Here is a 21,144-nt window from a genome sequence, read left to right on the forward strand (position 1 = left end):
TCGCCCCCGCGGCGGGCCTCAACGCTAATCAGGACTGCCCTATGACAAATCCGTTGCTGACCCCGTTTTCCCTGCCGCCGTTCTCGGCGATCCGCCCTGAAGATATCGTGCCTGCGGTGCAATCCGCGCTGGCGGACTGCCGCGCCGCGGTAGAGCGCGTGGTCGCGCAGCCGGGGCCGTTCACCTGGGACAATCTGTGTCAGCCGTTGGCGGAGTCGGACGATCGCCTGTCGCGCATCTGGTCGCCGATCGGGCACCTGAACTCGGTGAAAAACAGCCCGGAGCTGCGCGCCGCCTATGAACAGGCGCTGCCGCTGCTGTCCGAGTACGGCACCTGGGTCGGCCAGCACGAAGGGCTGTACCAGGCCTACCGCAGCCTGAAAGAGGGCGCGGCGTTCGAGGCGCTGAGCGTGCCGCAGCGCAAGGCGGTGGACAACGCGCTGCGCGACTTCGAACTGTCGGGCATCGGCCTGTCGGCGGACAAACAGCAGCGCTACGGCGAGATCGTCGCGCGTCTGTCCGAACTGGGTTCCACCTACAGCAATAACGTGCTCGACGCGACCATGGGCTGGAGCAAACTGATTACCGACGAAGCGGAACTGAGCGGCCTGCCGGAAAGCGCTCTGGCGCAGGCGCAGGCGATGGCGCAGGCCAAAGAGCAGGACGGCTGGCTGCTGACGCTGGATATGCCGAGCTACCTGCCGGTGCTGACCTACGCCGACAATCGTGCGCTGCGCGAAGAGATGTACCGCGCCTTCGCCACCCGCGCTTCCGATCAGGGGCCGAACGCCGGCAAATGGGACAACAGCGAAGTGATGGCGGAAACGCTGGCGCTGCGCCATGAGCTGGCTCAGCTGCTGGGCTTCGACACCTACGCCGACAAGTCGCTGGCGACCAAGATGGCGGAAAGCCCGGAGCAGGTGATCGGCTTCCTGAGCGATCTGGCCAAGCGCGCCCGTCCGCAGGCCGAGCAGGAGCTGGCGCAGCTGCGCGCCTTCGCCAAACAGCACTATGGCGTGGACGAGCTCGAAGCCTGGGACATCACCTATTACGGCGAAAAACAGAAACAGCACCTGTTCTCCATCAGCGACGAGCAACTGCGCCCGTACTTCCCGGAACAGCGGGTGGTGGAAGGGCTGTTCGAAGTGGTGAAACGCATCTACGGCATCACCGCCAAAGAGCGTAAAGACGTCGAAACCTGGCATCCGGACGTGCGCTTCTTCGATCTGTTCGACGCTAACGGCGAGCTGCGCGGCAGCTTCTACCTCGATCTGTACGCCCGCGAAAACAAACGCGGCGGCGCCTGGATGGACGACTGCGTCGGCAGCCTGCGCAAGGCCGACGGCACGCTGCAAAAACCGGTCGCTTACCTGACCTGCAACTTCAATCGCCCGCTGGGCGACCAGCCGGCGCTGTTCACCCATAACGAAGTGACCACGCTGTTCCACGAGTTCGGCCACGGTCTGCACCACATGCTGACGCAGATCGATACCGCCGGCGTCTCCGGCATCAACGGGGTGCCGTGGGATGCGGTCGAGCTGCCGAGCCAGTTTATGGAAAACTGGTGCTGGGAGCCGGAAGCGCTGGCGTTTATCTCCGGCCACTATCAGAGCGGCGAGCCGCTGCCGAAGGAGATGCTCGACAAGCTGTTGGCGGCCAAGAATTACCAGGCGGCGCTGTTTATCCTGCGCCAGCTGGAGTTCGGCCTGTTCGATTTCCGCATGCACTTCGAATACAGCCCGGAAAAAGGGGCGCAGATCCTGCCGACGCTGGCGGAAGTGAAGAAAATGGTAGCGGTGGTGCCTTCGCCGAGCTGGGGCCGCTTCCCGCACGCCTTCAGCCACATCTTCGCCGGCGGCTACGCGGCGGGTTACTACAGCTATCTGTGGGCGGAAGTGCTGTCGGCCGACGCCTACTCGCGCTTCGAAGAAGAGGGGATCTTCAACGCCGAAACCGGCAAATCCTTCCTCGACAACATCCTGTCGCGCGGCGGTTCGGAAGAGCCGATGGCGCTGTTCAAACGCTTCCGTGGCCGCGAGCCGCAGCTGGATGCTATGCTGCGCCATTACGGCATTAAAGGATAACTCGACACGTGAGCGTGTGTTTATTGTGTGAAGCAGGCGCCGATCCCGGCGCCTTGTCTGTTTTGGCGCAGCGCTGGCGGCTGGCGTCTGATGACGACGCGCCGATGGCGCTGGTATTGACCCCGCAGCGGCTGGAGCTGCGCAAGCGCGACGAGCCGAAGCTCGGCGGGATCTACGTCGATTTCGTCTCCGGCGCCATGGCGCACCGGCGCCGCTTCGGCGGCGGCCGCGGCGAGGCGGTGGCCAAAGCGGTCGGCATCAAGGGCAGCTACCTGCCGGACGTGGTGGACGCCACCGCCGGGCTGGGGCGCGACGCCTTCGTGCTGGCGGCGCTGGGCTGCCGGGTACGGATGCTGGAACGCAATCCGGTGGTGGCGGCGTTGCTGGACGACGGCCTGCAGCGCGGTTATCAGGATGCGGAAATCGGCCCGTGGCTACGCGAGCGCCTGACGCTGCTGCACGCTTCCAGCCTGACGGCGCTGGCGGATCTCAGCCCGCGTCCCGAGGTGGTGTATCTCGATCCGATGTTCCCGCACAAGCAGAAAAGCGCGCTGGTGAAGAAAGAGATGCGGGTGTTTCAATCGCTGGTAGGCAGCGACGATGACGCCGACGGCCTGCTGGAACCGGCGCGCCGTTTGGCGACCAAGCGCGTGGTGGTGAAACGCCCGGACTACGCGCCGCCGCTGGCCGACGTGCCGGCGCACGCCGCCACGCTGACCAAGAGCCACCGCTTCGATATCTACATGCCGCTGTAATCTCTGCCGGGCCCGCGTGTCGGGCCCTCAACGCTGTTCCCGCAAACTTTTCCCTACGCCGCCGCCCGGATGCACCGCCAGCAAGGCGTCCTTGTCATAACCGCTGCGCGCCATCAGGCAGGCGCAGGCGGCGTCGAAGATCGCCAACACCAGCACAATTGAGGTGGTGGCCAGCATGTTCAGCGGATCTATCTCCTTCTGCACCCCGGTAGCGATCGTCAGCTGCGCCGCCTGCGCGATGGCAGAATGCGGATTTTCCGTCATCGCGATCAGCGTCACCCCCTTGGCCTGCAGCGTCGGCAGCAGGCGGGTCAGCTCGTCGGAATTGCCGCCGCGCGAGATCAGGATCAGCAGATCGTCGGCGCGCAGAAAGCCCAGATCGCCATGCGCTGCGCCGGTGGCGTCGAGATAGACCGCCGGCCGCTCCACGCAGGCCAGCATATGGGCTATCTTGCGCGCCGCAATCCCCGAAGTGCCGACGCCGGTGACGGCGATTTTACCGTGGCAGTCGGCCAGCAGCGCCAGCAGGCGCTGCCAGGTGTGCGCGTCGAGGCGTTCGCCCAGCTGGGCCAGCTCCTGGCTGTAGGTTTGCCAGCCCTGGAGGGCCTGCCGCCATTCCTGCTGCATCACGCCTCCTCCTGCATCAACCGGCGGTATTTCATGTGGTCGTTGTACAACTCGTGGAACACCCGGTATTTGCGGTCGTAATAGCTTTTAATCTGGTTGGTCTGCGGCGTGACCGTCTTGCCGATGCGGCTCATGGCGCTCATCGCCTCCGGCAAAGTGTCGAACACGCCTGCCGCCACGGTGCCCATCATTGCACCGCCCAGCAGCATCGCTTCGCTCTCCTCCGGCAGCAGCATGGCGCAGCCGGTGGCGTTGGCGTGCTCCTGCACGAAGATCGGGTTCTTGGTGCCGCCGCCGCTGGCCATGATGGTGTCGATGCTGTAGCCGCTGTGGTTCATGGTTTCGATAATGTGGCGGGTGCCGAGCGCGATGGCCTGGATGGTGGCCAGGTAGTGCAGCGCCATGTCCTCCGGCGTGCGCGACAGCTTCAGCCCGGTCAGGATGCCGGTCAGCGTCGGGTTGGCGCGCGGCGAGCGGTTGCCGTGGAAGTACGGCAGCATATGAATGTCCTGCGTCAGGAAAGCGATGTTCTCCGGCTCACCGGCCATGCGGCGCAGAATGGCGTTCAACACCTCATAAATGGTCTGGCCCTGGGTTTTTGCCTGCGCCAGCAGCTCCGGGTAGCACGGGTGCGACTGGATGACATGATCGATCAGCGCGCCGGTGGCGGACTGGCCGCCTTCGTTCAGCCAGTATTCCGGCAGGATCGCCGAATAGTACGGCCCCCAGACGCCGCCGATAAAGCGCGCGGTGCGCGACATCGCCATATGGCCGGTGGAGGTGCCGCCGATCAGCGCGACGCGGCGGTTGAAGTCGGCCACTTCACCGGAGACGCCGGTAGCGCCCAGCGTGCCGAGGGTGCCGGCGTGCGCGTCGATGATAGATACACTCACCGCCGTGCCAGCGATCAGGCCCATTTCGCTGGCGGCGCGCTGGGTCAGGCCGTGGCCCAGCGGTTCGCCCATCATTTTGACGTCGCTGCCGATCTTGGCCGCGTCGTGTTCCAGCAGGTCTTCCAGCCCGATCTGCTGGAAGTAGCTCTTGTCCCAACGCTGTTCATGGCCGAGATAGGTCCACTTGCACACCGTCGAGCACAGTGAACGGGTGGCGTCCTGGGTGGCGCGCCAGGTGAGGAAGTCAGGCAGATCGAACAGGTAGCCGGCGTTGGCCCAGGTGGTGGGCATGTGCTGTTTCAGCCACAGCAGTTTCGGCGTCTGCATCTCCGGCGAAATGATGCCGCCGACGAAATCCAGCACCCGGTGTTTGGTGGCGTTGATGCGCTCGGCCTGGGCGATCGCCCGGTGATCCATCCACACGATAATGTTCTGCTCGGTGCGGCCTGAAGGGCTGATGGTCAGCGGTTTGCCTTCTTTATCCAGCACCACCAGCGAACAAGTGGCGTCGAAGCCCAACCCTTTAACCTGGATCGGGTTGATGTCGGCCTGGTTGACCGCGTCGCGCACCGCATTGCACACCGCCTGCCAGATGTTATCCGACGACTGCTCGACGAAATCCGCCTTTGGCCGATACAGGTCGATGGCCCGGCTGGCCTGACCGACCATGCGGCCGTTGAGATCGAATACGCCTGCGCGCGCGCTTCCGGTGCCCACATCTACGCCAATAAAATAGCTCGCCATTATCTGTTTTCTCCTAAGCTTTTCGATTCTGTAACGCGATAAACAGGATCAGCACGCCGCCCCACAGAGCCATGGTCAGGTAGCTGCTGACCCCCAGCAAATTGAGGCCGCTTTCCAACATTTGCAGCACGATCAGCGCCAGCACCAGACCCAGAATGCGGCCGAAACCGCCGTCCGGGTTAATGCCGCCCAGCACCGAGGCCAGAATGGTCACCAGCAGATAAGATTCGCCGTAGCCGGCCTTGGCCGAGTTGAACTTGGCCATCATCAGCAGCGCGGCGCCCCAGCCGAGCAGCGCCGACAGGATATACACCGCGATCTGCACCCGCGCGGTGTTCACGCCGCTAAAACGGGTGGCCTGCTCGTTGGAACCGAGCAGGTACAGGCTGCGGCCCAGCGTGGTGTGCTCCAGCAGCAGCCACAGACCGATCGCCACCAGCAGGAACAGGATCAGCGCCACCGGCACGCCGAGCACGGCGCCGTTGCCGAGAAATTGAATCGCCGCCGGGAAGCCGGAGATCACGGCGCCGTTGGTCAGCAGGATATTCAGGCCGGTGATCAGGGTCATGGTGCCGAGCGAGGCGAGGATCGGCGATACGCCGATCCAGGCCACCAGTGCGCCGTTGAGCGCGCCGATCGCCACCGCCACCAGCAGGCCGGCCAACAGCGCCAGCACCAGGAACAGCGGCTGGTCGGGATGGCTGACGATGATCGCCGCCATCACCAGCGAACAGGCGTTGGCGCCGGCGATGATCGACAGGTTGATGCCGCCGGTCAGCATGGTGATGCCCATGCCGAGCGCCAGCAGGCCGAGGATCGGCAGCTGCGAAGCGATCGACTGGAAGTTGCCGAGGCTGAAGAAGCGCGATCCGAGCAGCCCGGCGAACAGCAGCGCCACCGCGATGATGATCGCGCCCTGCAGGCGAATGATTCGATCGCTTGGGATCAACCGAGTTAACTGCGTCATGTCAGATCTCCTTGAGCAGCTTGCGTTTTTCGTTCCAGGCGGTGGTGCTGATGCTGATCAAAATGATCGCGCCGCTGAATACCTGGTGCCAATAGGCCGAGACGCTGAGCAGCGTCAGCCCGTTTTGCAGGAAGGCCAGCAGTACCACGCCGAGCAGGGTGCCGGTCAACGACCCGCGGCCGCCGCTCATGCTGGTGCCGCCCAGCACCACCGCCGCCAATACCGTCAGCTCGAAGCCGAGCAGCGAGTTGGGCGCCACCGATTGGGTGATCTGCGCCTGCACCACCGCCGCGACGCCGGCCAGGATGCCCATGTAACCGTAGACGCAGAAGTGCAACCGCAGCAGGTTGAGCCCCAGGCGCGACGCCGCGTCGCGGTTGCCGCCCATGGCGTAGATCTGGCGCCCCAGCCGGGTACGGTTCATCAGCACGCCGGTGACGACGATGGTCGCCAGTAGGCACAGCAGCGGCAGGGTCAGGCCGTAGTCGTAGCCGTCGGCGCCCTGGAACGAGAACCAGTTGATGCCGTTCATGAACCAGTCCGGGAAGCCGTACAGCCAGGTGCCGTTGGTGGCGTACACCAGCAGGCCGTAGAACAGGTTGAGGGTGGCGATGGTGATGATGATCGCCGGCACTTTCAGCCAGTACACCAGAAAACCGTTCACCAGCCCGAGCAGCAGGCCGACGCCGGCAGCCAGGGCGAACGCCAGCGGGAAGCTGCCGCCGTGCTGGATCACCCAGCTGGCCATCACATATTGGGCGATGGCGGTGATGGCCGGGAACGAAATGTCGATGCCGCCGGCGATCAGCACCACGAACAGGCCGCAGGCCAGGATGCCGAGAATGGCGTAGCTGGTGGCGACGTCGGTCAGGTTGCCGAGCGTCAGAAACTCGTCGGTGCCGGCGCTCAGGCCGATCGCCAGCAGCAGCACCAGCAGGCCGAGATAAAACTCGTGCCGCCCGGCCAGGCGGGCCAATAATGACTTATCCATTCACCACCTCGGCGATCTGTTGTTCGGTACTCTGGTGCGGCGCGAATTCGGCGATCAGCTCGCCCTTGCGCATCACCATCACCCGATGGCTGTTGTAATAGGCTTCCGGGATCTCGTCGCAGATCATCAGCACCGCCATACCCAGCTGCGCCAGATCGCGGGCGATCTGGTAGATCCCCTCTTTGTTGGCGATGTCTACGCCGACGGTAGGCGAGTCGAGGATCAGGATCTTCGGCTGAGTCGCTACCCATTTGGCGATGGCGATGCGCTGGGCGTTGCCGCCGGACAGGGTCTTCACCGGCAATGCGCTGTCGGACACCTTGATGTTCAAATCGCGGATCAGCCGGTTGACCAGCTCGGTCGCTTTGGCGTGATCCAGCAATCCAAACGAGGTATGCAGCCGATCGAAGACGGTGACGATGGTGTTGTCGTAGATCGATTGATCCATGATCAGCCCCTGCGTCAGACGATCCTCCGACACATAACCGATGCCGTGGCGCACCGCTTCGCGGTTGTTGTGCAACTGTACCGCTCGGCCCTCGATGCGGATCTCGCCGCTGTCCGGCCGCGTCATGCCGAACAGGCTGAGGCACAGTTCGGTGCGGCCGGCGCCGAGCAGGCCGACGATCGAGACGATCTCGCCGCCGCGCAGCGCCAGATTGACGTTGCGGTATTTCTCGCCGCGGCTGAGGTTGCGCACTTCGAGCAGCGGCGCCTGTTCGGTCGACGGCAGCGGCGGCAGCGGGCTGTAGTGGAAGCGTTGGCCGGTCATCAGGAACGCCAGTTCATGACTGTCCAGTTCGCTGGCCGGCCAGGTACCCACCAGCTTGCCGTCGCGCATCACGCTGATGCGGTCGGCGACTTCCATCACTTCATCCAATCGGTGGCTGACGAACACCACGCAGATGCCGGCGGCCTTCAGCTCGTTGACCACCCGCAGCAGGCCGTCGACCTCCTGGCGGGTCAGCGAGGCGGTCGGTTCATCCATGATCACCAACCGCGCCTCGGCCGCGATGGCGCGACAAATCGCTACCAGCTGCCGATCGGCGATCGACAGTTTTTCCACTTTTTTATCGGGGTCGATACGCACGCCGACCCGCGCCATGGCGTCCAGCGCCGTCTGGCGCATCAATCGCTGGCGTACCCAGAAGCGGCCGCCGGGCAGGTAGCTGTGGATGGCGATGTTTTCCGCCACCGTCAGGTTAGGGAACAGCGACAGGTCCTGATAGATCACCTGTATGCCGTAATAACCGGACAGCTGCGGCGTCAGGGCGTGGAAAAGTTTGCCTTCCAGCGAAATATTGGCGCCTTTTTCCGGCTGATAGACGCCGGAGATGATTTTAATAATGGTGCTTTTGCCGCAGCCGTTTTGCCCGGCCAGGCAGTGCACTTCGCCTTTATTCAGCGTCAGGTTGATCTGGTCTAATGCCAGCACGCCTGGGAATCGCTTGCTGATATTCTCCAGGGTGATAAATGCGGGGGAGGTTGTCATAACGTTAACCTGTGCTTGCGTAGCGGCCGAAGCCCTGGGCGCAGCAAAGCTGCGCCCCTACGAGGGTTTAACTATTTTCCCGGTGTGGCGAAATTACGCGAAAAATCAGAATCCGAGCGATTGGGCGTTGTCTTTGGTGACTTCCAGAATCTTATTAAACCGAATCACTTTGTGCTCCATATCGACGTCGGCCTTGCCCAGCCCCTCGATCGACAGATCTTTGTTCACTTCCTTGCCCTGCAGCAGCTGATCGGCCACCGTGACCAGCGCATAACCGGCATCTTTCGGATCCCACAGCAGCGCTTTCTTGATGTCGCCGCGCATCAGGTAAGGGGCGGCCTGCGCCGGCATGGCGATGCCCACCACCGCGATTTTGTCCTTGGCGCGCTTCTTGGCCACCGCCTGGCCGGCGCCGATCGGGCCGAGCGAGCCGAAGCCGATGATGCCCTTCATCTGCGGATAGGTTTTCATCAGATCCAGCGTGGTGGCGTAGGATTTGTCGATGCTTTCCGCCACCGGCAACCGCGAGGTGACTTCAAACATGTCCGGGTATTTTTCTTTCTGGTATTTGATGGCGGAATCGGCCCAGGCGTTGTGCAGCGGTACGGTCAGCGAACCGACGTAGATCGCGTAACCGCCTTTGCCGCCCATGTCTTTCGCCAGCTCATCGACGTTGGCCTGCGCGTATTTCTCGCTGTCGATGGTCTCGATGTCCCACTGGCCGATCTGCTGGTCCGGGGATTCATGGGTCAGCACCACGATGCCTTTGTCGCGCGCCTTTTTCAGTACCGGCTCCAGCACCTTGGCGTCGTTCGGCACCACGATGATGGCGTTGACGTTCTTGGCGATCAGATCCTCAATCACCTTGACCTGCGCGGCCGGATCCGGCGTAGCAGGGCCGGTCTGGTAGGCGTTGACGTCGAGTTTTTTCGCCGCCTCGTTAACGCCCGTTTCCATGCGGTTGAACCACGGAATGCCGGTCACTTTGGCGACCACGGCGATCTCATATTTATCAGCGGCGAACACAGGTGTTGTCGATAACATGCACGCAGAAACCACACATGCATTTAATAATGCGAGGTTAAATTTCATTAGCTGTACCTTTTTTTATCTGTAGGGGTGGCGGTTTTTCCACCGCTGCAGATTACAAAGGAATGGAAGAGGGGGCGTAGCTGAAGTTAATAAAATGTGATCTGCGCACATTTAAGTAAAATATTGACAGGTTTGTTGTTAAATAAATGTTTAATTATTTGGCGGTGGTAAATTTACTACCGATTAAATGGTAGTTTGAAACTACTTGATAACTTAAAATTAACAAATTGAGATCATTTTGACGGCGTGAGGGCGGAAAAAAATGCCGGCGCAGAGGCCGGCATTGAAGCATTTAATCGATGTGTGAACAAGATCACCTTTGCGGCGATTACAGCACGCCCTGCGCCAGCATGGCGTCGGCGACCTTGACGAAACCGGCGATATTCGCGCCGTGTACGTAGTGAGTTTGCTTGCCTTCGCCGCCGTATTCCACGCAGGCGTGGTGAATATCCGCCATGATATGTTGTAAACGTACATCCACTTTCTCCGCCCGCCAGCCGATGCGCGCGGCGTTTTGCGCCATCTCCAGCCCTGAGGTGGCCACGCCGCCGGCGTTGGCCGCCTTGCCCGGCGCGAACAGTACCCCGGCGTCGAGGAAGGCGTCGGTGGCCTGGATGGTGGTCGGCATGTTGGCGCCTTCCGCCACCGCTTTCACCCCGTTGCGGATCAGCGTCTGCGCCGCGTCGAGATCCAGCTCGTTCTGAGTGGCGCACGGCAGGGCGATATCCACCGGCACGTTCCACGGCTGCTGGCCCGCCAGATAGGTCAGGCCGCGCTCGCGGGCGTAATCCGCCACTCGGCCGTAACGCTGGTTTTTGATCTCCGCCAGGTGCGCCAGCTTCTCGGTGGTGAAACCATCTTCGTCCACCAGGGTGCCGCCGGAATCCGATACGGTGATCACGCGCGCGTCCAGCTCCAGCGCTTTTTCGATGGTGTACTGCGCCACGTTGCCGGAGCCGGATACCGCCACCCGCATGCCTTCAAAGCCCAGGCCGTGGCGTTGCAGCATGGCGTCGGTGAAGTACACCAGGCCGTAGCCGGTCGCCTCGGGGCGGATCAGGCTGCCGCCGAAAGAGAGGCCCTTGCCGGTAAACACGCAGGCGGTATTGTTGGACAGTTTCTTCATCATGCCGGTCATAAAGCCGACTTCACGGCCGCCTACGCCGATGTCGCCGGCCGGCACGTCGGTGTCCGGCCCCAGATGGCGATACAGTTCGGTCATCAGCGCCTGGCAGAAGCGCATGATCTCGCCCTGGCTTTTGCCCTTGGGATCGAAATCGGAGCCGCCTTTGCCGCCGCCCATCGGCAAGGTGGTCAGAGCATTCTTGAAGGTCTGCTCAAAGCCGAGAAACTTCAGGATCGACAGGTTTACCGACGGGTGGAAGCGCATGCCGCCCTTGTAGGGGCCGATGGCCGAGTTGAACTGCACGCGGAAGGCGCGGTTGACCTGCACCTGGCCGCGATCGTCCACCCAGCTGACGCGGAACTGAATGACGCGCTCGGGCTCTACCAGGCGCTCCAGCAGCGCCTGTTCGCGATAGCGCGGGTTGCGTTCGATAAACGGCCACAGCGAAGTGAACACTTCGCGCACCGCCTGCAGATATTCCGGCTGGTGGGGGTTATGGCGCTGTAACGAGGACAGGAAAGACTCTACCGATGCGGCATATTCCATGGATAACTCCTTTTAGCATTAAATGTTCCCCCGCTGTTTTTTATAGAAATGGATTTAGGCGATGCTCGGGGGGAGGATGTTGTGTCTTTAGCGACTATATCATCGGAGGGCGGTTGATTATCAAGCGATTAATCGGTGTGACGGCATGAAAAACGCCCGCATGGCGCGGGCGTTGGGCAGCTTGGTTAGCGGGCGCTTACTTTTTACTCGTCTTCTTCATCGCGCAGCGGCACGATCAGCATGTCGATGTGCACGGTATTGATCAGCTGGCGCGCGGAAGACATCAGCTTGCTCCAGAAGTCCTGGTGGTGGCCGCACAGCACCAGGTCCATATCGTATTTCTTGATGGCGTCCACCAGCACCTGCGCCAGATCGCCGCTGCCGCTCAGGGTCTCGCTGATCGGGTAGCCGGCGTTCTGCGACAGCTCGGTCAGCGCCTGATGGGTTTCCTCGGAGATGCGTTTTTGCATGTCGCCGAGGTTGACGTCGATCAGGCCGGTATAGAGATCGGAATAGTTGACATCGACGTGGATCAGAGAAACTTTAGCGTTGTACGGCCGCGCCATAGAGACGGCTTTCTCTACCAGGATCTTGCTTTCCGGGGATAGGTCTACCGCGATCAATATGTGTTTGTAAGCCATAAGAATACTCCTTCCATAAACATGCCGATTAAAAAGGGTTAGCAGGCGTTCCATGTACCCGCCTGGCGCTTTTGGTTCCATAGTATCATTCGGATAACGCAATGATATGTTGGGGCGATCACACTGCGCCGCATCGAAACGCTCTCCGCCCGATACCTTTCGTTGTACACCCGTGCGGCGTAAAAGCCTATGGGTTATGCGAATGCTGACGGTCTGACCGCTTGAATTATAAGCGTTATTAAACAAAGTATAGCGCTAAATGTGCAATCAGCGTTCCAGATGCGGCTGCAGCAGGCTTTCAAACCACTCGTGAAACACCGCCAGGCGGCGCGAACGCTGGCGGCGATGGGGATAGATCAGCGCGATCGGCATGGAGGCGGGGCGGTAATCGGGCATCACTTCCACCAGTTCGCCGGCGTCGAGCAGATGCTGCACGTCGTAACGCGGGATTTGCATCAATCCCAACCCGGCACGGCAGCAGGCGATATAGCTTTCGGCGTTGTTGACCACCACCCGGCTGGGCAGTTCGAGCCGCTGCGTGTGGCCGTCGTCGGTCAGGTATTCCCAGGGGGATTCGCGGCCGGTTTTGGGGGAGGCGTAACCGATACTCCAGTGTCCTGGCGCGAGATCGCCGGGTTGCTGCGGGTAACCAAATTCGCTCAGGTAGGCGGGGCTGGCGCAGTTGATCTGCGCGATGCGGCCGAGCGGGCGCATCACCAGGCTGCTGTCGTGCAGATCGCCGACGCGCACCGCGCAGTCGACCCCTTCCTGCACCAGATCGATGGCGCGATCGGCGGAGCCGAGCATCAGCTGCAGGTGAGGATGGCGCCGCAGCAGGCCGGGCAGCGCCGGGGCGATCAGCCGGCGGGCGATGCGGCTCGGCACGTCGACGCTGAGCCGCCCGGAGGCCTGGCGCTGGCTGGCCTGAAACGACTGATCGATGTCTTCCACTTCGGCCAGCAGCGGGCGCAGCCGTTCGAGCAGCTGTTCGCCGTCGGCGGTCAGCCGCACCTGCCGCGTGGTGCGGTGCAGCAGGCGCACGCCCAGCTGCGTTTCCAGTTGTTGCACGGCGGCGGACACCGAGGCGCGCGGCACCTCCAGCGCATGGGCCGCCCGGATAAAGCTGCCCATTTCCGCCACCTGCACGAATACGCGGTATTGATTGAATCTGTCCATCTCGTTGACCTGCTGTTCCTTGGCGCCGTTCCCGACAGAAAGTGTAGCCGCATGGCGCGGTTGCGCGCGAGCAGGTGCGGGGGCGATATTTGCCCCCGCCGGGATTATTTGGTGGTGTAGCCGCCGTTGATCAGGATGGTTTGGCCGGTTACCCACCAGCCGTCGCTGACCAGATGGCGGATGAACGGCACCACGTCTTCGATATCGGTCAGGCCGGTTTTGCTGAACGGCGACAGCGCCGCCGCCGTTTTGTGGTAGGCCACGGCGTCCGCGCCTTCCGCCGGGTAGAAGAATGGCGTATCCATCGGGCCGGGGCCGACCGCGGTCACGGAGATGCCGCGTTCGCCGAACTCCTTGGCGGCGGCGCGGGTGAAATGCTCCACCGGCGCCTTGGTGCCGGCGTAAGCGGCGTAGAACGGCGTGAAGGCGCCGAGAAGCGAGGTGACCAGCGTGCAGATTTTACCGTTGTCGTTGAGGTGCTTGCCCGCCTCTTTCAGGAAGAAGAACGCAGTTTTGGCGTTGACCGCCGTCATCTCGTCATACTCGGCTTCGCTGATGTCGACCATCGGTTTTTTCAGCACTTTGCCGACGGTATTGATGGCGATATCCGGCTTGCCGACGGCGGCGATCGCATCGGCGAACAGCTTCTCGACCGCGCCCGCGCTGGTCAGATCGGCCTGCAGCGCGACGCCTTGCGCCCCGGCGGCCTGAATGGCGGCGACGGTTTTCTCCGCCTCGGCTTTGGAAGCGGCGCTGTTGTAGTGGATCACCACCGCTTTGGCGCCTTGTTCAGCCAAATCGCGAGCGATCAGCCCGCCGAGATTTTTGGCGCCGCCGGCGATCAGAACGGTTTTTCCCTTGATTGAATGGTTTGCCATAACAGTTTCCTTGGATGAACGTAACGGAAACCTGAGTCTAGCCAGCGCCGGGGGAAAGATCAGCGGCGTGCGGCGGGATAGACTATCCAGAAAAACCGACTAATTATCGGCCGGCGACGACTCGCTATCTCGCCCCGGCGGGGGGCTTTCGGCGCACGGCGGTAAATTTTATCCACTGATCAGGCCAGTTTGCGTTTCATTAACCTACAATGATGGATATGGGCCTCATCATTTCCCCTCTGAGTAGAACCACGCTGTGCAAGTTTCTCTGTGCGGTGCGGCAACGTCTTCGGAGGCGGTGGGTTATGGGCGTGGCCCGTGCAGGCAAAAAAGGGGATGAGAGCGGTAAGCTCCAGCAGAGTATCGGGTAATGAGGTAGGGCGGTTGGACCCGGCGGATGGCCGTGGATAACAACGCCTTGAGGGGGTAATCATGATCAGTACCGTCGCGCTGTTTTGGGCCTTATGTGTGGTGTGTGTGGTAAACATGGTGCGGTATTACTCTTCTCTGCGCGCGCTGCTGGTGGTATTGCGCGGCTGTGACCCGTTGCTGTACCAATACGTCGACGGCGGCGGTTTCTTCACCGCCCACGGGCAACCCAGCAAGCAGCTGAGGCTGGTGCGCTATATCTTTGCGCAGCGCTATGTCGAGCACCACGATCCGGAGTTTATTCGCCGCTGCGAGCGGGTGCGCGGGCAGTTTATGCTGACTTCGGCTCTGTGCGGCCTGGTGGTCATCAGCCTGATAGGGCTGATGATCTGGCATTGATGTCTGTCCGTTTCCTTTGATGCAGGCAAAAAAAAGGCGGCCATTCGGCCGCCTTTCTCATGATGCTATCAGTTAGATCAGCTTCAGCGCCACCCAATACAGCGCACCGGAAAGCAGAATCGAGATTGGCAGGGTCAGTACCCAGGCCAACAGGATGTTTTTCACGGTTTTGCTCTGCACGCCGCCGCCGTCCACGATCATCGTCCCGGCAACCGCCGAAGAGAGCACGTGGGTGGTGGAGACCGGCATGCCGGTATAGCTCGCCACGCCGATCGACAGCGCCGCGGTCATCTGGGCCGACACGCCCTGGGCGTAGGTCATGCCTTTCTTACCGATCTTCTCGCCGATGGTGGTAGCCACGCGTTTCCAGCCCACCATGGTGCCGAGCGACAGCGCCAGCGCGACGGCGACGATGATCCACATCGGCGCATACTCGACGGTCTGCAGCAAATCCTGACGCAGGTTCTTCAGGAAGCGCTGGTCGGCAGATGAGGTTTCCGGCAGCTTGGCGACTTTATCCGCCGTGTCGGTCACGCACATCAGCAGGCGGCGCAGGTGGCTGCGCTGCTCAACCGTCAGCTGATCGTAGCTTTGCAGGTTGGTCAGCATGCCCTGAGCCAGTTCGATCGCCGGCATGGCGCGCGAACTGTCGCAGTGGAACTCGGCCGGCTTGTTAGGTTCGGCTTCGTCATCCGGGCTTGGCACCAGCGGCGTCAACGACACCGCATGCGACAGCGCGTCACCGTGCTGCTGGTAATATTGCTGCAGGTGGGTCACGGCATCACGCGTACGGGTGATGTCATAACCGGTTGCATTCATATTGACCACGAAGCCGGCCGGCGCCACGCCGATCAGCACCAGCATGATTAGGCCGATGCCTTTCTGGCCATCGTTGGCGCCGTGCGAGAAGCTGACGCCAATCGCCGACAGGATCAGTGCGATGCGGGTCCAGAACGGCGGCTTGCGTTTGCCGTCGACCTTTTCACGTTCCGCAGGGGTCATGTGGATACGCTGGCGTTTCTTGGTGCCACTCCAATAGCGGCGCAAGGCGAACACCATCACTCCCGCCACCATCATGCCGACCAGCGGCGAGAACAGCAGAGAAAGGAAAATGCCAATCATTTTCGGGACGTTAAGCGCATCCACCACCGAAGTGTTGGTCATCAGGGCGTTGGTTAAACCGACACCGATGATGGCGCCTATCAGCGTATGGGAACTGGAGGCCGGCAGACCGAAATACCAGGTGCCGAGGTTCCAGATGATTGCCGCCAACAGCATGGAGAAGACCATGGCTAATCCGTGTGCTGAACTGACGTTCAACAACAGATCGGTAGGCAACAAGTGGACGATGGCGTAAGCAACACTCAAACCGCCGAGCATTACGCCAAGAAAGTTGAACAAACCTGCCATCACGACCGCAAGTTGCGAGCGCATGGCGCGGGTATAAATAACTGTAGCGACCGCATTGGCCGTATCATGAAAACCGTTGATGGCTTCATAAAACAACACGAACAACAATGCGAGAATTAACATCAGGCCGGTATGGAAATCCAGGCCAGCGAACAAATGCAGCATAAGCGTTACGCCAGTTTGTGGACATGAACGCCGCGCATTATCAGTGACAACCGGGGCCGGGGAAAAGGAAAATATGACGTTTTTTTGATTTGGACATGACGAAACGATGGCGTGTCTATAACAAAAATATGAAATATCAACGCGTTATTCTCCTCTGACCTCTGTAATATTTTCTTACTATGGCGTTGACGGCGCCGGGGCTTTACAATCTGCCGCCGTGAATTTGGCGGTGACCGGCGGCGAAACGGCGTAATATGGCGCTCTTTTGTCGCGATTGTGGTTTTGATAAGAGAGGCTCAGGTGGAACAGTTTGATGTCGTAGTGATTGGGGCGGGCGCTGCCGGCATGTTTTGCGCCGCGCAGGCGGGGCAACTCGGTTGCCGCGTGTTGCTGCTCGACAACGGCAAAAAACCGGGCCGCAAGATCCTGATGTCCGGCGGCGGGCGCTGCAACTTTACCAACATGTATGCCGAACCGGCGGCCTACCTGTCGAACAACCCGCATTTCTGCAAGTCGGCGCTGGCGCGTTATACCCAGTGGGACTTCATCGATCTGATCAACCGCTACGGCATCGCCTACCATGAAAAAACGCTGGGGCAGCTGTTCTGCGACGACTCGGCGCAGCAGGTGGTGGATCTGCTGGTCAAAGAGTGCGAGCTGGGCCAGGTGACGATGCGCCTGCGCAGCGAAGTGCTGGGCGTGGAGAAAACCGCACAGGGTTACGAACTGGCGCTGAATGGTGAAAAAGTGAGTGCTCGCTCACTTGTGGTGGCCAGCGGCGGATTATCCATGCCGGGGCTGGGCGCCTCGCCGTTCGGTTACAAGCTGGCGGAGCAATTTGGCCTCAAAGTGCTGCCGACGCGCGCCGGGCTGGTGCCTTTTACCCTGCATAAGCCGCTGTTGGAGCATGTGCAGACGCTATCCGGCGTCTCGGTGCCGGCGGTGATCACCGCCGAGAACGGCGTCAGTTTCCGCGAAAGCATCCTGTTTACCCACCGTGGCCTCTCCGGGCCGGCGGTGCTGCAGCTGTCGAGCTATTGGCAGCCTGGTGAGTATGTGAGCGTTAACTTACTTCCTGAGCTGGATCTGGCGGCTTTCCTCGATGAACAACGCCGGCAACACCCGAACCAAAGCCTGAAAAATACCCTGGCGTTGCAATTGCCGAAGCGGCTGGTGGAATGCTTGCAGACGCTGGGACAACTGCCGGAGGCGACGCTGAAGCAGCTGAATGCCCCGCAGCAGGCGGCGCTGGTGGATCTGTTGCAGAACTGGCGCGTGCAGCCGAACGGCACCGAAGGCTACCGCACGGCGGAAGTGACGCTCGGCGGCGTCGACACCAACGAACTTTCCTCCAAGACGATGGAAGCCCACAAGGCGCCGGGGCTCTACTTCATCGGCGAAGTGGTGGACGTGACCGGGTGGCTGGGCGGTTACAACTTCCAATGGGCCTGGAGCTCGGCCTGGGCCTGCGCCCAGGCGCTGGCGGCGCAGGAACGTTAAAACGCCGCTCAACCTAGAAATGCGCCGGGTCACATTGGCCCGGCATTGAGCTGATTCATTAATTTTATTTTAGTGTCATCGTCGAGAAAACTCGCCTCCAGCGCCTGCCTGTTACTGCGGTTAAAATCTTCATCGCGCCAGCCGAAGGCGTCGTGCAGCAGCTGATATTCCTTGTTCAGCGTGGTATCGGCGACGGTGCGCGCATCGGTATTCACATTCAGCCGCACCCCCCACTTTTTCAGCCGGTCTATCGGATGGTCGTCGATGCTGTCGAACAGATTGCAGGTGAGGTTACAGCTGGGGCAGATCTCGAGCAGCACGCCGGTGGCTATCAGACGCTCGACGAGCGCGGGGTCCTCGATGCTCCGGACGCCGTGGCCGATACGCGACACCTGCAGCCGATCCAGCGTCTCCCGCACGCTGTCTGCGCCTTTCGCCTCACCGGCGTGGGCGATGACGTTGCCACCGGCCTCACGCACGGCGCGAAAGGCCGCCACATGGTGGGTTAGCGGATAACGCGCCTCGTCGGCGGCCAAATCCAGCGCTACCACGCCACGGCCCAGAAAGTTAACCACGAGCCCGGCGGTTTGCAGGCTGGCGGCCGCATCGAAATGCCGCAGCGTGCACAGGATCAGCCCGGCGGTGATGCCGTAAGTTTGCGCGGCGTCATGCATCGCGGCGAGCACCGTCTCGACCACCGATTCGCCGGTTAATCCCATCCGGGTATGCAGCAGCGGAGCAAAGCGTACTTCCGCATAGATGACGTTATCCGCCGCCAGCTGCGCGAACAAGTCATCGACGGCCAGCGTTATCGCCTGGCGTGTCTGCAAGAGGTCTATTTGCGGCGCGATCTTGCTTAAAAAGTCCCCCAGATCGGCGCATCGCTTCGGCGCGATAAATTGCCGATTAAATGCCGCTCTGGTTATTTGCGGGTCGGCCTTCTTTACATAGTGATAGCTTAAACAGGTATCCAAATGGACGTGTAATTCCACCTTGTTTAATTTGCTCGGATCGAAAGTCATGGCGGTCACCTATTTCATTCGCGGTGAGATAACAGCGAGAACAGTTTTTCTTTAAACAGGCCGGGTTTAATGCGGGTAATTACGCGCGCATTGGCCGGTTTGCCGGTCAGGTGGGTGGAATCGATGACGTAATGGCCGTAAGACCCTTCACTTTTATATTCTACCCAGGAATACGCTTCCAGACTGGTCTCGACGATGTCCGGGTAGAGCGCCACCGCCATGGTGGTCGGATCGGGTAAATCAAACCCTATACGCTCGGTGCGCCCGGCGTTAAACGCCATCAGCGTGCGGTTGCAGCGCACGGCAAAGCGCCCCAGCTCGCTGAGATCATTCAATCGAACTATATCGCGTTGGTCGATAAACGCTTCCCCCATGCCGATCTCCCAGCCGACAAGGGTGAGCGGCAGCCCGGCAGTGAGCACCAGATGCGCGGCTTCGGCGTCGGCGTAAAAATTAAATTCGGCCAGCGGGGTGATATTGCCGGGCGTCAGCCCGGAACCGCCCATGACATAAACCCTTTTCACGTGTTCGGCCAGCGCGGGCGCCTTCAGCACCGCCATCGCAAGATTGGTCAGCGGCCCGAGGGTGACGATTTCCAGCTCGCCATTGAGCCGTGCGGCACAGTCGATGATGGCGTCTACGGCATGAACGGGTTCTGCGCTCAGCCGTGGGTTCGGTAAGGCCATGTCGCCCATGCCGTCTTCGCCGTGAATATGGTGCGAGTGATAGCGCGTGCGGAAGAGCGGTTTCGCCATGCCGGCGTAGACCGGAGGGGCGTAGGTTCCCGCTTTTTCCACGCAAATGAGCGCATTTTTGACGCATTGTTCAAGCGGGCAGTTGCCTGCGACGGTGGTGATCGCTTCCACCTTCACGTCGGGTTCGCGCAACGCCATCAGCAGCGCGACGGCATCGTCGGAAGCGGTATCGGTGTCTATCAGAATATGTCGCATGGCACTCTCCTTGGGTGGGGTCTGCGGAGAACATACCCAGACGACCCGAGGCAAAAAAGGCCAGATGTCCTTTTTCGTTCTGAAGCGCACCGGCTATGCTGGGCGCAGCCGAAAAGATAGGATGCAAGACGTTAACGGATAAGCCCCGGGAGTGAATCGCCGTGAAAACTGTCGGTGACAGCAAGCTAAAAGAAGCGTTTATCGACGCTCACGATCTGCGAACGGCGCTTTCGCCCCCGTTGCTGGCCGCCTTGCGCCTGGTCAGCGTCGAGGCCGGCGAGCACCTGGTGACGCAAAGCGATCGCTTGAGCCACCTATATTTGCTCGTACAGGGAAAACTGCAGGTGGAGAATTACGACGCGAACGGCATGCACATCGTCTTTTCCTTTGAAACGGATTTTTCCGTAATCGGCGATCTGGAGCTGTTCTCCCAGGCGCAGCGGTCGGTGTTCAGCAGCGTTCAGGCGGTGACGGACGCGCTGATCTTCACGCTGCCCATCGAGGTGATCAGAGAGCGAGCCATGCACGATCCCGCCTTCCTCACCTTTATGTGTCGGCAGCTGAGCGACAAGCTGCTTAACGCCTCATTGCTGCATGCGAGCGGCGGCTTAACGGCAGAATATAAGTTGCGAAAGTTTCTGTTATTTAAAATAAAAGACGAAGGCGTGCAGATTCAGCTCGAAAATCGGGAGTTGTTGGCGGGCAGATTAGGCATCTCCGTCAGGCAACTGAGCCGCGCACTGGCGCAGCTCGCGGCGGACGGCATGATTCAGTTTAAAAACAAGTCACTGTGGGTGACGGATCGCCAGCGGCTGTCCGGCCTGGAAGACAATCAGAGGGCCTAACCGATCGCCGGCCCCTTCAATTCCACGCGATTGCCGTCCGGATCGCTGAAATAAATGGACGGGCCGTCTCCCTCCGCGCCATAGCGCGATTCGGCGGGATCAACGTCGATCCCCTGCGATCGCAGATAGGCAAACAGCTCGCCCTCGTTGAAAGGATCGATGCGCAGGCAGACGTGATCGACATTTTGCCGGTGAGGATCGGGCGCCGTGCCGCCTTTTTTCCCCAGCACGCCGTTAATGTCCACCAGATCGATCATGGCCGCACCGGCGCGCAGGTGCATCAGCCCCAAATCCGGCCGCTGTTTGGCGATATCACAGCCGACGATCTGGGTATAAAAATGCAGGCTTTTCTGCATATCGCGCACGCGCAGAACCACATGGTCGATAGTCTTCAGGCTGAAAGGGCGCACGGCCATCTCCTCAAACGGAAGTCTCCTTTACAGCATAAACGGCGCTGGCGGATTTATCCTGC

At 60.9% G+C, this 21,144-nt stretch carries 19 protein-coding genes; 5 read left to right on the forward strand and 14 right to left on the reverse strand.

What is annotated here, in order from left to right; all coding sequences use genetic code 11:
• The first annotated feature begins 41 nt into the window (after positions 1-41).
• Both prlC and rsmJ read left to right on the forward strand, forming a co-directional pair.
• Positions 42-2,084, forward strand: coding sequence for an oligopeptidase A (gene prlC, locus AC6BYQ_RS18355; protein WP_154871836.1), 2,043 nt, complete (start codon positions 42-44; stop codon positions 2,082-2,084).
• Positions 2,085-2,092: 8 nt separating this feature from the next.
• On the forward strand, positions 2,093-2,839 hold the full coding sequence (rsmJ, locus tag AC6BYQ_RS18360) for a 16S rRNA (guanine(1516)-N(2))-methyltransferase RsmJ (protein ID WP_004931005.1): 747 nt from the start codon (positions 2,093-2,095) through the stop codon (positions 2,837-2,839).
• A gap of 27 nt (positions 2,840-2,866) precedes the next feature.
• Here the strand turns inward: rsmJ and AC6BYQ_RS18365 are convergent, their stop codons facing one another.
• From AC6BYQ_RS18365 to AC6BYQ_RS18410, 10 genes are all read right to left on the reverse strand, one after another.
• Complete coding sequence (locus tag AC6BYQ_RS18365) at positions 2,867-3,466, reverse strand: SIS domain-containing protein (RefSeq protein ID WP_498057316.1); 600 nt, start codon at positions 3,464-3,466, stop codon at positions 2,867-2,869.
• Positions 3,466-5,103 carry an FGGY-family carbohydrate kinase gene (locus AC6BYQ_RS18370; RefSeq protein ID WP_498057317.1) on the reverse strand — a complete coding sequence of 546 codons (1,638 nt, stop codon included), beginning with the start codon at positions 5,101-5,103 and terminating at the stop codon, positions 3,466-3,468. Before AC6BYQ_RS18370 ends, AC6BYQ_RS18365 begins: the two co-directional genes overlap by 1 nt.
• A 13-nt stretch (positions 5,104-5,116) precedes the next feature.
• A complete protein-coding gene (locus AC6BYQ_RS18375; protein WP_498057318.1) occupies positions 5,117-6,070 on the reverse strand; it encodes an ABC transporter permease in 954 nt (317 codons plus the stop codon).
• 1 nt (position 6,071) lies between these two features.
• A complete protein-coding gene (locus tag AC6BYQ_RS18380; protein ID WP_063918350.1) occupies positions 6,072-7,061 on the reverse strand; it encodes an ABC transporter permease in 990 nt (329 codons plus the stop codon).
• A complete protein-coding gene (locus tag AC6BYQ_RS18385) occupies positions 7,054-8,553 on the reverse strand; it encodes a sugar ABC transporter ATP-binding protein (protein WP_498057319.1) in 1,500 nt (499 codons plus the stop codon). The genes AC6BYQ_RS18380 and AC6BYQ_RS18385 overlap by 8 nt, the downstream gene beginning before the upstream one ends.
• A gap of 105 nt (positions 8,554-8,658) precedes the next feature.
• Positions 8,659-9,645: an autoinducer 2 ABC transporter substrate-binding protein gene (locus AC6BYQ_RS18390; protein ID WP_025159885.1), complete on the reverse strand. Its 987-nt coding sequence runs from the start codon at positions 9,643-9,645 to the stop codon at positions 8,659-8,661.
• 328 nt (positions 9,646-9,973) lie between these two features.
• Positions 9,974-11,317 carry an NADP-specific glutamate dehydrogenase gene (gene gdhA, locus AC6BYQ_RS18395; RefSeq protein ID WP_019455234.1) on the reverse strand — a complete coding sequence of 448 codons (1,344 nt, stop codon included), beginning with the start codon at positions 11,315-11,317 and terminating at the stop codon, positions 9,974-9,976.
• Positions 11,318-11,520: 203 nt separating this feature from the next.
• On the reverse strand, positions 11,521-11,958 hold the full coding sequence (gene uspA, locus AC6BYQ_RS18400; RefSeq protein ID WP_019455233.1) for a universal stress protein UspA: 438 nt from the start codon (positions 11,956-11,958) through the stop codon (positions 11,521-11,523).
• Between the two features lie 267 nt (positions 11,959-12,225).
• Positions 12,226-13,134, reverse strand: coding sequence for a LysR family transcriptional regulator (locus AC6BYQ_RS18405; protein ID WP_019455232.1), 909 nt, complete (start codon positions 13,132-13,134; stop codon positions 12,226-12,228).
• A gap of 104 nt (positions 13,135-13,238) precedes the next feature.
• A complete protein-coding gene (locus AC6BYQ_RS18410) occupies positions 13,239-14,012 on the reverse strand; it encodes an SDR family oxidoreductase (RefSeq protein WP_019455231.1) in 774 nt (257 codons plus the stop codon).
• A gap of 432 nt (positions 14,013-14,444) precedes the next feature.
• Here AC6BYQ_RS18410 and uspB point away from each other — a divergent pair, with 432 nt between their 5' ends.
• Positions 14,445-14,780, forward strand: a complete 336-nt coding sequence (gene uspB, locus AC6BYQ_RS18415; RefSeq protein ID WP_019455230.1) for a universal stress protein UspB — start codon at positions 14,445-14,447, stop codon at positions 14,778-14,780.
• A 72-nt stretch (positions 14,781-14,852) separates the two neighbouring features.
• On the opposite strand, the gene pitA is transcribed toward uspB, so the two are convergent.
• Positions 14,853-16,355 carry an inorganic phosphate transporter PitA gene (pitA, locus tag AC6BYQ_RS18420; protein WP_498057320.1) on the reverse strand — a complete coding sequence of 501 codons (1,503 nt, stop codon included), beginning with the start codon at positions 16,353-16,355 and terminating at the stop codon, positions 14,853-14,855.
• A gap of 300 nt (positions 16,356-16,655) precedes the next feature.
• Between pitA and AC6BYQ_RS18425 the strand changes: the two genes are divergently transcribed.
• Positions 16,656-17,855, forward strand: coding sequence for a BaiN/RdsA family NAD(P)/FAD-dependent oxidoreductase (locus AC6BYQ_RS18425; RefSeq protein WP_498057321.1), 1,200 nt, complete (start codon positions 16,656-16,658; stop codon positions 17,853-17,855).
• A 29-nt stretch (positions 17,856-17,884) separates the two neighbouring features.
• On the opposite strand, the gene add is transcribed toward AC6BYQ_RS18425, so the two are convergent.
• Together add and AC6BYQ_RS18435 are read right to left on the reverse strand one after the other, a co-directional pair.
• On the reverse strand, positions 17,885-18,877 hold the full coding sequence (gene add / locus AC6BYQ_RS18430; RefSeq protein ID WP_498057322.1) for an adenosine deaminase: 993 nt from the start codon (positions 18,875-18,877) through the stop codon (positions 17,885-17,887).
• Positions 18,878-18,891: 14 nt separating this feature from the next.
• A complete protein-coding gene (locus AC6BYQ_RS18435; RefSeq protein ID WP_498057323.1) occupies positions 18,892-19,827 on the reverse strand; it encodes a nucleoside hydrolase in 936 nt (311 codons plus the stop codon).
• Between the two features lie 161 nt (positions 19,828-19,988).
• Between AC6BYQ_RS18435 and AC6BYQ_RS18440 the strand changes: the two genes are divergently transcribed.
• A complete protein-coding gene (locus AC6BYQ_RS18440; protein ID WP_498057324.1) occupies positions 19,989-20,672 on the forward strand; it encodes a Crp/Fnr family transcriptional regulator in 684 nt (227 codons plus the stop codon).
• On the opposite strand, the gene AC6BYQ_RS18445 is transcribed toward AC6BYQ_RS18440, so the two are convergent.
• On the reverse strand, positions 20,669-21,088 hold the full coding sequence (locus tag AC6BYQ_RS18445) for a VOC family protein (RefSeq protein WP_211130033.1): 420 nt from the start codon (positions 21,086-21,088) through the stop codon (positions 20,669-20,671). The two genes, AC6BYQ_RS18440 and AC6BYQ_RS18445, sit on opposite strands and share 4 nt — an antisense overlap.
• Positions 21,089-21,144: the final 56 nt, after the last annotated feature.

The organism is Serratia sp. LTN-2 (assembly GCF_059740205.1).